Here is an 11,986-nt window from a genome sequence, read left to right on the forward strand (position 1 = left end):
ATGGAGCATGTACGCGTATTGGTTGTGGATGATCATGCACATGCGCGCGAAGCGATCTGCAGCATTTTGTCCGAGGACCGCTTATTCGAAGTGATCGCTACGGCCGCGAGCGGCCATGATGCGCTCGCATTGACGGAGCAATGGATGCCGGATCTGATTTTGATGGATGTACAGATGCCCGATATGGACGGATTGGAAGCCACCCGGCTGATCAAGCTGCGTTTTCCTTACGTCATGATCGTGATGGTTACCGTCTCGGATGACGTGACCTACCTGTTCGAAGCGTTGAAACAAGGAGCTCAGGGATACTTGCTCAAAAACCTGTCGCCCTCCACATGGCTCGAGTACCTGCGTGCCATCGTTTCCGACGATGCGCCGCTGACCAAGGAGCTGGCCTATCGCATTTTGCAGGAGTTTCCTGCGCCGCGCAGTCAGGACGTGCCCGATAACCCGTTGACCTCGCGCGAGCTGGAGATATTGCAGTGGGTATCTGCCGGTTATACGAACCGGGAAATCGCAGAACAGCTCGGCATTTCCGACCAAACGGTGAAAAACCACCTTAAAAACATTTTGCAAAAGCTTCAGTTGGACAACAGGGTCCAATTAACCCGCTATGCCCTGGAGAGCGGGTTGGCCGGGCGCAACCTGCGTAAGTAAACGCAAGCTCTTACCGTAGAGACATCCATGCATTTGTCACATTTCCGGAAAGCAATCCGTTTTTTTATAGCCCGATGTAGTCATATAACTATAAATTGGACAAAGTTATAATGGAATAGATTGTGATCCGTATCACAGGAAAACCATTCCAACTTACCTGAAGGTGATTTTTTGATTCTTTTTCACGGATTTAAACCGGCATGGGCCAAGAGACACTGGTCCTTTGCCATCTCCTTGTTGCTCTTTTGCTGCCTTGCCATGCCGCAATGGGCATCCGCTCACGCCTATATCGTTAAGGCCAGCCCGGGCGAGAACGAGACGGTTGCCTCCGCACCGGCTCTACTCACGCTGGAATTCAACGAATCGCTGCAGACGGCCTTCTATGACGTCGTGATTACCGGACCGGACGGCAACCGGGCGGACGATGGCAGCGTGCGCATCGATGAAGCCAAACCGCATGTGCTGGAAACCGGGCTTCGTAGCGGACTTGGGAACGGAACGTATGCGGTAAGCTGGAAAGCCGTATCTGCCGACGGGCACCCCATTCAAGGCGTTTATGTATTTCATATCGGTGCACCGTCAGGAGCGCCACCGGGGCTTGAGAACCTGACCTCAGGTTCCGGAGCGGAGCAAGGCGGTGGCCCGCTCAAATGGCTGGTATCGTTGACCGACTGGATTCAATACTTGGGATTGTCCACGATCCTTGGCACGCTGGCCTTCCTGCTCTTTCGGATCGTACCGAAGTCCATCGCCGGCGAAGCGTTGGACGTGCCGCGCAGCCACAGGTTGTTATGGATAAGCTATGCCGCCGCGTCCGCTGCGGCGATCATCAGCCTGCCGCTAAACACGATCTATGAATCGGGCGTGGCCATCGGCGAATTCAGCTGGTCGCTCATCGGCAGCGCGCTAAAACTGACCTCCTTCGGACAGCTCTGGCTCGTCCAAATGCTGCTCCTGATGCTGCTCGCTGTGACCATCCTGTCCGGATATGATCGCGATCGTTCAGTGAAGGCGCGGCACTGGAATTCCTATGGCTCGCTAGTCCTTGTCCTGGGCTGGCTGTTCACCCATGCCATGACCGGGCACCCGGCGGCTGCGGAGGAGAAGGTACTGGCGATTGCCATGGACTACATCCACCTGGTCGGAGCCTCATTTTGGATCGGCGCCCTGGCGGCTATGGCTGTATGTTTGCCGCCGCTAACGGACAGACTCCCCGCGTCCTTGAGAGGAGAAGCTTACTGGGCGTCCATTCGCCGCTTCTCGGCCTGGGGAATCGGTGCCGTGGCCGCTCTGGTTGCTACGGGGATCTATAGCAGCCTGGTCATTTTGCCCGAGCCGATCCTGACATCGCTGTTCACGACCGCTTATGGCTATGTCTTGTTGGCCAAAGTGCTGCTGCTCATGGCCATGCTGGCACTCGCATGGCGCCACGCTGCGCTTGCCCGCACCGGAACGGGGGGCCGGCTTTCGGGAAGCCTCAAGGCTGAACTGGCCGCAGGCGCTGTCGTGCTCGCTCTTGCCGCTGTCCTGACACATCTGTCGCCAGGACAACCGGCCGCATCGGGGCCGTTTCAGGAAACGCAAACGATCCAGGACGGATCGGCGATCACGCTCCAGATCAGTCCCAACGTTACGGGTGAAAATACCTTTACTGTGGATATCAAACGGGCAGACGGAACAACCGTCAACGATCTGGAACAGGTTACGCTTTCCCTGACTCATTTGGATATGGATATGGGCATCTATGAGATTACCATTCCCAAAAACGACGCCGGCATCTATAAAGCCGAGGATTATCTCTCCATGCCCGGCCATTGGCACGTCAAAGTACACGCACTGACAAGGTCCCTGGATTCACTGGATGCCGAATTCGAATTCGAGACAAACAATCCCTGAATAGGCGATGATCCTTTTCCAAACCTTGGCTTTACCATTAAAAAACAAAGTTACGCATTACGAAAGGGGTTACTCAAGTTGAAAAAAACGTCATGGATGTCCAAACTTGCTTCCACTTTAACTGCCGGAGCCGCCGCCCTCATGCTCTTTGCCGGGTTCGCCAGCGCTCACGTTACCGTCAATCCCTCTGTCGCGCAGACAGGAGCATGGCAAACGTATACGATCAAGATTCCGTCCGAGAAGGACATCGCCACGACCAAAATCGCCTTGAAAATACCTGAGGGCGTTTCGTTCAAACAATACCAGCCGCTGGCCGGTTGGAAAGTAACCACCGAAAAGAACGATTCCAACGAAGTCACTATGGTCACTTGGGAAGTGGACGGCGATAACGAAGGGATTCTGGCCGGACAATTCCAACAATTTAACTTTGTTGCCCAGAACACGGATCGCGAAGCGGAAGTTGCCTGGGATGCGTTCCAATATTACAGCGATGGCAGCATCGTGGAATGGACAGGCGAATCGAATGCGGATTACCCGCACAGCATCACGACCATTACGGCCAATCCCGACGCCGCAGATTCCGCGGCGGACAGTCATGGCCATGACAGCGACGGAACAGCCGGCAGCACGAACAAGGCAAGCGATGGCAGCAAGTCCAACGACAATACCACGCTTGGCGATGCATTAAGTGATACGGTAACCGGAGAGCCGAACAACACCGACTCCGATCCCGGTACGCTGAGATTGCAGCAGGCTACGCTGATCGTTTCTATTTTGGCATTGATCCTGTCCTTCCTTGGAATCGCACTGGCCACACGTCGCAAAAAAAGATGATCATGCACTTCTTCAATGAGACGTTAAACGCTCCACATCTTCATCAGGAAAGATAAGCGCTGAATGAAAAGAAGCCATCGGACCGCACGGAATACCCGTGAGCCGTGGCTTCTTTCTCTTTGTTTCTAAACCGTCCATGGCGCCTTGCGGATTCGGGATTTGCCTATCATGCGGGGAATGAAGGCCAGCACGATCTCATCCATACTGCCGGATAGCCGATTCCATCAGCTGCTCGCCAACCAACTCGGCATACGTTTCACAGCGGCTCAGCAATTCATCATGCGTACCGGCGTCGATCAGCTCGCCCTGATCAAGCACATATATCTTATCCGCATTCCGAATCGTGCTAAGGCGGTGGGCTATGATGATTTGGGTGCATTTGAGCATGCTCAAATTGCGTGAAATGGTTGCCTCCGTAATCGTATCGAGTGCGCTGGTCGCCTCGTCCAGAAGCAATATTTTGGGCCTGCTGACCAGCGCCCTCGCCAAGGCAACCCGCTGTTTTTGCCCACCAGACAGATTGGACCCCGCTTCCGATATCAAAGTGTTGTAATTCATCGGCATTTTCTGAATATCTTCGTGAATGTCTGCCAGCTTGGCGGCGAAAACGACCTCTTCCATAGTTGCTTGCTCTGCATGAAGCCTGATATTGTCACATACCGTTCGGTTGAACACGAAGTTATCCTGAAGCACAATACTGATCTGGTTACGAATCTCCTGCTGCCTTAAATCCTCCATATCTACGCCGTCAAAGAAAATCTTGCCTTGGGTAGGCGCATACAACCCTACCAGCAATTTTGCCAACGTGCTTTTGCCCGAACCGGATTTGCCGACCAAAGCAACCCGTTCGCCGGCCTTGATCTGCATGCTGATGTTCTTCAAGGCTTCCGATCCATAATCGGTATATTTGAAGCTGACCTGTTCGATCGCAACTTCGCCTGACAACTTAAAATCCGTCAGGTTGTTATCCGTTTCTTTTTCCTTAAATCTCTCGCCCTCTTCCGCCTGGATGACGTCATAGATCCGATCAAGCAGCGTGTCCGCCATGACAAACTCATTCAGCATCAACGCCAACGCATTCAACGGGCCAAGAAACAGGGCAGCCAGTGACTGAAATGACACAAGCATGCCCAATGTCATGTTCCCCTGCATGATTTGGTACAAGCCGACCAACAAAATCAGCATGGGCGCCACGAAATTGAGCGTATTCGTTACCGTGTTAACCCGGGTTTGAAAGATCGACTTCTCCTTGATCGTGGCCAATTGACGTTTGAACAGTTCCCGCCACGTATCCTCTGTTCGCTCTTCAATGCCCAGTGATTTGATCGTCGATATTCCCTCAAGCACTTCCGTCATGAACGACCCCGCAAGGCTTTGCGCGACGATTTGAGTCTGGGTCAGCTTCTTGAATCTGCTGCGCGTCCATCCGAAAATCGCCACCTGCAGCACACCGATGCCCAATAACGTAAAAGCGATCACCCGGGACTGGATCACGATATACGTGAAGGTCACTACGATCAGAAATAAGTTGATCAGGGTGGAGATCATTTTTTGGGATACGATTTCCCGAATGGTCGTATTGCTGTTCAGCCGCATCATCAGATCGCCGCGGGACCGAATCTCGAAATACTGGTATGGCAGCTTCAACATATGGGACACGAAACGAGTCGTCAATTGTGCATCGAGCAGTTCCTGCAGCTTGACGATACACATATCCTTGATATAGCTGAAACCGATCTGAAACAGGGTCAATGCCGCAATGCTGACGATCAGCACCGAAAAAATGGACTGCCCGCTCTCTCCCATCGCCGTATCGATGGATATCTGCATCAGGAAGGGGAAAGCAACCGATACGAGTTGAAGTCCCAGTGCCAGCGCTACCGTCCAGGCAAAATATTTTTTGTTGCTGCGGATGAGTTCTCCGAAATAGCCAACCTTGCTGATTTTTTTACCCGTTAAAGGCACGAAATGTTCATTGGGGTGCACGAGCAGAAAAATGCCGGAATATTTTTCTTCGAATTCTTTCCGGTCAAGCGTGACCCTGCCCAGCGCCGGGTCAGCCACCACATATTGCCCGCCTGCCCTAATCTGCTCCAGGACGACGAAATGCCTGTTTTCCCAGAAGCAAATGACCGGCAAAAATTCGTTGCTCATCTGCTCCATGGATGCCCGTTTGGCAATTCCGTTCAACTGATAGCTCTCGGCCACTTCCTTCATTTTGAGCATGGAGCTTCCGTCACGGCCATTGCCGAGCATAGCGAAACGCTCCTTCAGCTCGGCAAAGTCTGCCTCATAACCGTAATAGGAAAGCAGCATGTGCAGGCAGCTCGGCCCGCAATCATACTGGTTCATCTGCAATTTAATAGGAACGCGGCGTCGCTTTCCCCGCCATAGCCCGAGCACCTTTCCCTTAGGCATAAGGCTGCTCCCCCGCATAGGTTTCAACTCTGCTCGGAATGCCCTCCAAATGAAGCGTCCCTTCCGGATCCGTTCGGTTGTCGCTTCGTGGTCCTTCCATCATGAGTACGGAAGGCAAGTCGGGATTATGAAGCCTTAGCAGCTGGTATCCGATTCCCGCCAAGCCAAGCATCAATCCGGGGATCTGCTGGCGGCCGGGAACGCCGCATCTCCAATGATGCCCGTCTTTGCGTACCTGCCTTACGATGTGGCCTGCCATATCGTAAGCATACTGTTCCAGCTCACGATCGCCGAAATGACTGGAAGCCAGCAGCAGCAGCTCCAGATTCCCCATATCGCCATGACATAGCGAATAGCTTACTTCCGTGAATCCGTCGTCGATCGTTTTCGCTACGGCGCGATGAATGTCCGTCTCCACGCTCTGGGCTGCGGCAGATGATCCAAGCTGCTCCGCAATGCCCACTCGAGCTATACCAACGCCCGGCGCACCGTTGCACCAGTACATGACATAATGATTCTCCGGCTCGCTTCCATCGGTGAATCGAAGGTCTTTCCAGTTGTTCAATTCCGGGTTGTATAGGCTTTCTTCATATTCCAGTCCCTTCAGGCAAGCATCCAAATATTTCGTCTGGCCGGTCACGCGGTACAACCGGGCAAGCGCAAGGCAGATTCCCGCATTTCCATGGGCAATTCCGCTGAGCGGCGTTTTATTGATGGCCGAAGTGACCCAGGCGATTCCGCTTTCCATGGGACGCGCCATTTCCAACAAACGATCGCCGCAGCGTCTGGCCACCTCCAAAGCCCTTCCGAAGGATTGGGAAACGTACATGTCTACGCAGGCGATCAGCGTACCCGCACAACCGGATATCACGTCAAGCTGCTGATCGTCATCGATCATCTCTTCCAGAATGTCCAGCAATTCAAGCGTATCCGCATGGATTGCCGGTTCGGAACAGACGCTGGATCGATGCATCAGCAGGTAAAGCAGCGAACCGTATCCCGTGAACAAGGAAACGTTCCTGTCCATTTTTTTGCGGATCATCTCCCAGGCCGTCTCCGTGCACCGATCCACCATTTCCAAATACTCGCTCTTTCCGGTCTCCTTGCTCAGATAGAGATAGAAAAAGGCAATTCCCGTTACCCCGTTATACAGACCAAGCTCGGAGGATTTGTAGATCAGCTTCTCGTCGGCATCCATTCCCATGCTTATCCACGATACGGACCGACCGTCGTCTCCCGCAATGGCAATTTCTTTTATGTAATCCCCGATCCTCGATGCTTCAAGCAGGTAATCCTCGGCGGACAACGTGGTGCGCTTTCCTTCTATTTGTTCCGCCCTGACGCGATCCTTGCTTTTTTCCATGGCGAAGGAACGTTCAAGCACATATTTCGTTTGAATGGTTCGTTCTGCGAACTCCCACTGCATCTCAAGATCTTCCGGGCACATTCGCATGACCTTGTCCGCCGTCAGCGTCAAAATGTCCGATGCATACACGCCATCGATCGGCTCATGATCCGAATGGTGAAACAAAAGCTTGTCTCCGATCCTCGTCTTGAACATCGGTACATCCCCGTGCAGCAGATCATAATACTCGTATGCGAACAATCTTTTCCGGTTCCGATCCTGGCGAACGATCATCCACATCATGTCGAAAAGAAGGTTCCGATCCAGCGCATTTTTCAAATATTTGGGATGCGAACTTGCTTCGATCAGGCTGAAATAGGAAACGGTAGGACGGACGATGGTTCGCACCGTGCAACCGTGAAAATACGAAGACAGCGCATCGACAAAGGACTCTTTGCTTTCCATGATAAGGGAATACGTGCGGTAGAAGCCTGTCTTCAGGTTCTGGATGTACCGCTCGGGATTGATCGGCTTATTGCGGTAGGAAGGCAAATGATTGAATCGGGTTACGCTAACCTTCGTTCGTTTGATTCGCATCGTATCTGTATTTTTGTCCAAAATTTCATACGTATTGAGTACTTGGTCCACATCGCCCGCCAGCCCGCTCAAGTCGCTGTGGTACAAGGCATTGGCATCGAGCGTAGGAAGCATGCTTGTTTTCAGCAGCGAATCATTCAGGATGGCCATCGTTTTCTCGAGCGCCGTTCCCCCTATCTGGTCATCGTTATACTGGAAGGGTTGATTGTGCAGAAGGGACTCCAAATCGATAAAGAATGGATGCTCGCCATGAACAACGATATTTTCCATGTGCATATCGGTCGCGTTCAACGCATACAAGACGGCGAGATATTGCCCCTGCCGCTCGAAAAATCGTTCCACTTCTTCAAGGCTTGCAGCCTCCTTATAAGGAATGAACTGCTGCCATCCATAATCCGACCGATCCAGCGACTTGATCATTCGAAAAGGCAGCGCGATCTGCCGATCATTGAACCATTGCAGCAGCTTAGCAAAAGCCGTGTCAATCCCCATATCTCTCGGCTTGTACATCAGGCTGGCACCGCTGGCAAACTGTAACCGCATCACGCTTGCCCCGCCATTGTGGGAATCTCCCAGATAAGCGACATCCTCCAGCCGGTCCAAATTAAAAGCAAACACCTCTTCCAGGTCACGACGATCCAGCGTAAGCCTATCCAGAACGGTCAGCAGATTTAGCGCAATCCGCCGGGTCTGCTCGACAATGGCTCTGGCCAGTACGGGGTAATCGATGAGCAGGTTAAGAATCTGATGCCGATGCTGCAAGTTCTCCCTGACGAAATATTTATACCTCTCGGCAGGATGATCTCCCTTCAATTCTCCCTGTAGTCTCGACCTGTTCAACTCATAAATCAGCATTTTGGCAGACAGGTGAAACACTTTATCCGATACGGTTTTGAGCACCAGCCCCGTGATGCGCCTGCGGTCCAGCCACTCATAGCCTTCGTGCATGCCCTCCTGCAAAATATGAATGACTCGTTGCAGAAATGGCCTGGAAAATTCAAAAAACGGAATTTCTTCCGTCTCGCCCCCGATATAATATTCGATTTCATAATCTTCGTTCTCCAAAAAGGTGCGCTTCAGCTCCCCATACCATTCCATGTGCGTGTAAGCATCGGACCAATCCTCATGTTCAGACAATGAACGAACCTCTTCAAACGTCATATGCTCAGCCTCAAAACGTTCCTCCAAAAGCTGCCGGTCACCGAAATACTTCTCGATCCAATCGGCCATCCGACCTCCTGATTCCTCCGGTCCTGCGGTACGGTTATGCAGAGACGACCATGAGGCACGTCCAGACGACACGGCCTGCTTGAAGCGTTCATATTTTTCGTTCAGGTATAGGGCATTGTTCCATCGAACATCCCCCAGTAGTTCTTGCATGCTCATTTTTCCCAACTCCTGTCCTGTGCGAGATGATATAAAGCCTATAAGAAAAAACGTCCATCTACGTAACTTTAAGGAAGATGGTCCGTTCTTAGACGAAGTTAATTTTGCGATATAGAATGGTTCAGCTCTGCTGAAACCTGTATGTTCCATAATTTTAAAAAATTCAAGCACACAACTGATAACAGCCATGTGCTTGAAGATGATCAAAAGAACTTAGCAACAAGTCAACCAGGAAGAAGGCGAAACCGAATTATAATGACACTCATGACTCACCGTGCAGAACACGCCGCCGCTTTTCGCAGCCTCGATGGCCGCTACCGCGCCCGTAATGACCATGAGCTCGTCATCACTGATGTCTTCGATTGCTCCCAATGCTTCAAAATTGAATTCTTTCATTGAGAAAACCTCCATTCGAATAATTTTTTTATGAATAGCTTAAATTAAGCTAAACACCACATTAAATAAACATTTTATTACATTATTTAAATATTTTGTAAATCTTCTATACTCATAATCTACCATACTATTCTAGTATTTGTAAATAGTTTCCTTAAATTTTTTTCCAACATTTTTACAAAAAATGCAGCCTGCCTACAATGCCTCGTCACTCCAAGTTCTTTTGACAGTTCAAAGAATGCACTCCTCAAAGCATTGAACGATCCAATGAATCATATAAAACGTCCTTATGTATCTTTCTATCGTTGTTATAGGCATAAACGTCAAAGAGTCCCGTCCCCGAAAGATACCTATCGGGATAGGGGAAGCTCTATAACAGCCCACAAACCTGCTCCAACGTCGCTTTTCAAGATCAGCTTGCCCTTGTGAGCTTGGGCAATTCGCGAAACCATAGGTAAGCCCAAGCCGTGTCCTTGCCGGGAAGGCCGTTTTCGCCCTGCGGCGTAGGGCAGCATGACGACATCGGACAGTTCCTCCTTGGCAATGCCCTGGCCGTCATCGGACACCACAAAATGACAAAAGCCATCGGTTGAAGAACGCAATGTTTGCAGCCGGATCGTGCATCCTTCGGAGTTGTGCCGGATACTGTTCTGTATTAAATTCGTGACGGCCCGATATAGAAGACGCTCATCGCCCATCACCTGCAAACTTTCGTCCTGTACTTGAAGCACGATGTCGTACCGATCATCCAACCCGTTGTTCAAAAAGTCGGATACGACCTGTCTCGCGAGCACAGAGAGCCGGATCGGCTTCATCTGCAGCGGCTGCATCTCATATTCGAGCATGGATACCAGGTTGAGATCGCTGACGAGCGAACGCAGGCGTTCTCCTTGCCGACGGATGATCCCAGCTTGATGGCTGGCCTCCTCGGGCAGCTCCTCCCTCTCCTCCAGCTCGCTTGCGTAACCCAAAATCATGGAGAGCGGCGTCCGTATGTCATGCGATATGCCTGCGATCCAGTTCGAGCGGGCCTCGTCCCTTGCCTTTAATGCCTCGTTTTTTTCCTGCAGCATGCGGGACGCGGAGTTGATGCTCTGGGAAAGGTCGCTGAAAATACCGCCGTTCTCCACATGCACGGGCTTTCCTTTTGCAAGCGCATGGATGCTTTCCATGAGTGGACGGATGCTGCGAATCAGGCGTGTTCCGATCAGTATGGACACCACCAACGCCAGAACTACATTGCATACCAATAGCAGCAGGATGCGCAGCGGAAGGGATCTCAACCAATCTGCGAGAAAATCAAGCTGATATTTCCCGTGGGAGTTCTTGGGGTATCCTACCACTAACAGACCGTTCGCGTGTTCCCACACATACACCGGGTACTCCATGAGATAATATCTGGAAAACTTTGCGACATCGGTTACGCTGTACGATCGTGGAATTTCAGTCGGCAAATGCTCGCTCCACTGCACCTTCCCCTGCTCGTCCAGCAGCATCGCCCAAGCCTGATGCGCACCAAGCAGGCCGGAGGATTCCGCATTTAGCTCATAACCTCCCTGTCCATCCTCCGCAAGACCGCTTGAGAGCTGCTTCACAACCGCTTCAGGCGAAGGACCCTCATGAAGCTCTTTAAAGATCAGTGAACCGAGCAGGATTAAGTTGAATATGAGAAGCATAACGGATACGAGAATGGTGGAACCGACGAATCGCCTGAGAATGCGGACGGCCCCATCCATTAACGCGCCTCCTGAACAGCGAGCAGCTTATACCCCAGCCCCCGCACGGTCTGCAAATACATCGGCTTGGACGGGTCCTCCTCAATCTTCTCCCGGATGCGGCGCACATGAACCATCAGCGTGTTTTCATATCCGAAGCTTTCATCCCCCCAGACGGCCTGGCATAGTGCATCGCTCGTTACGATTCGGCCCTGATTCTCGTACAGCTTGACCAGAATGGCATGCTCCTTGGCCGTCAGGGGATGCTCGCTATCCCCCCTTTGCACCGTTGCGCTTTCCAAATCGATGACTTGCGAACCGAGGCGAAACACAGGCAATCTTTCCACGACCGGTGCCGCGTATACCCGTTTCAAAATAGCCATTAGCCGCAAAATCAACTCTCTCGGCAAGAAGGGCTTTACCATGTAATCGTCCGCGCCCAAGCCAAGGCCCAGCAATCGATCTTCATCTTCGCCTCGGGCCGACAAGAACAATACAGGCATATCCGAGAATGAGCGAATGGACGAGAGCAGGGAAAAACCGTCTCCGTCCGGAAGCATCACGTCCAGAATCGCGGCATCCGGCTTTTCCATCCTGCATACCGAGAGTGCATTGGCAAAGTTGTCTGCCGTGTATACCCGAAAAAAACCTTCTTTTCGCAAAAACCGTTCAATCATCTCCCGTATTTCAGGTTCATCGTCCACAATCAGTATTTTTTTGTTCTTCATTGTATCCAATTCAC

Annotated in this window: 8 protein-coding genes; 3 read left to right on the forward strand and 5 right to left on the reverse strand. The window is 51.7% G+C overall.

All coding sequences use genetic code 11. From position 1 onward, the window contains the following. From L6H98_RS19900 to L6H98_RS19910, 3 genes are all read left to right on the forward strand, one after another. A complete protein-coding gene (locus L6H98_RS19900) occupies positions 1-657 on the forward strand; it encodes a response regulator transcription factor (protein ID WP_236417698.1) in 657 nt (218 codons plus the stop codon). Positions 658-828: 171 nt separating this feature from the next. After that, on the forward strand, positions 829-2,553 hold the full coding sequence (locus tag L6H98_RS19905) for a copper resistance protein CopC (protein WP_236417699.1): 1,725 nt from the start codon (positions 829-831) through the stop codon (positions 2,551-2,553). 78 nt (positions 2,554-2,631) lie between these two features. Then, entirely contained in the window at positions 2,632-3,387 is a 756-nt protein-coding gene (locus tag L6H98_RS19910; protein ID WP_339275736.1) for a YcnI family protein, read from the forward strand. Positions 3,388-3,582: 195 nt separating this feature from the next. Here L6H98_RS19910 and L6H98_RS19915 read toward each other — a convergent pair whose 3' ends face one another. The 5 genes from L6H98_RS19915 to L6H98_RS19935 form a co-directional block, all read right to left on the reverse strand. Continuing rightward, positions 3,583-5,805, reverse strand: a complete 2,223-nt coding sequence (locus tag L6H98_RS19915; protein WP_236417700.1) for a peptidase domain-containing ABC transporter — start codon at positions 5,803-5,805, stop codon at positions 3,583-3,585. Then, entirely contained in the window at positions 5,798-9,133 is a 3,336-nt protein-coding gene (locus tag L6H98_RS19920) for a type 2 lanthipeptide synthetase LanM family protein (protein WP_236417702.1), read from the reverse strand. The genes L6H98_RS19915 and L6H98_RS19920 overlap by 8 nt, the downstream gene beginning before the upstream one ends. 213 nt (positions 9,134-9,346) lie before the next feature. Beyond that, positions 9,347-9,529 carry a type A2 lanthipeptide gene (locus L6H98_RS19925; RefSeq protein ID WP_236417704.1) on the reverse strand — a complete coding sequence of 61 codons (183 nt, stop codon included), beginning with the start codon at positions 9,527-9,529 and terminating at the stop codon, positions 9,347-9,349. 350 nt (positions 9,530-9,879) lie between these two features. Next, complete coding sequence (locus tag L6H98_RS19930; protein ID WP_236417706.1) at positions 9,880-11,265, reverse strand: HAMP domain-containing sensor histidine kinase; 1,386 nt, start codon at positions 11,263-11,265, stop codon at positions 9,880-9,882. Next, positions 11,265-11,981 (reverse strand): response regulator transcription factor, encoded by a 717-nt coding sequence (locus L6H98_RS19935; RefSeq protein ID WP_236417708.1) that lies wholly within the window; start codon positions 11,979-11,981, stop codon positions 11,265-11,267. The genes L6H98_RS19930 and L6H98_RS19935 overlap by 1 nt, the downstream gene beginning before the upstream one ends. Positions 11,982-11,986 lie beyond the last annotated feature (5 nt).

Source organism: Paenibacillus sp. JJ-223, from assembly GCF_927798175.1.
GTDB classification, from domain to species: Bacteria; Bacillota; Bacilli; order Paenibacillales; family Paenibacillaceae; genus Paenibacillus; species Paenibacillus hubeiensis.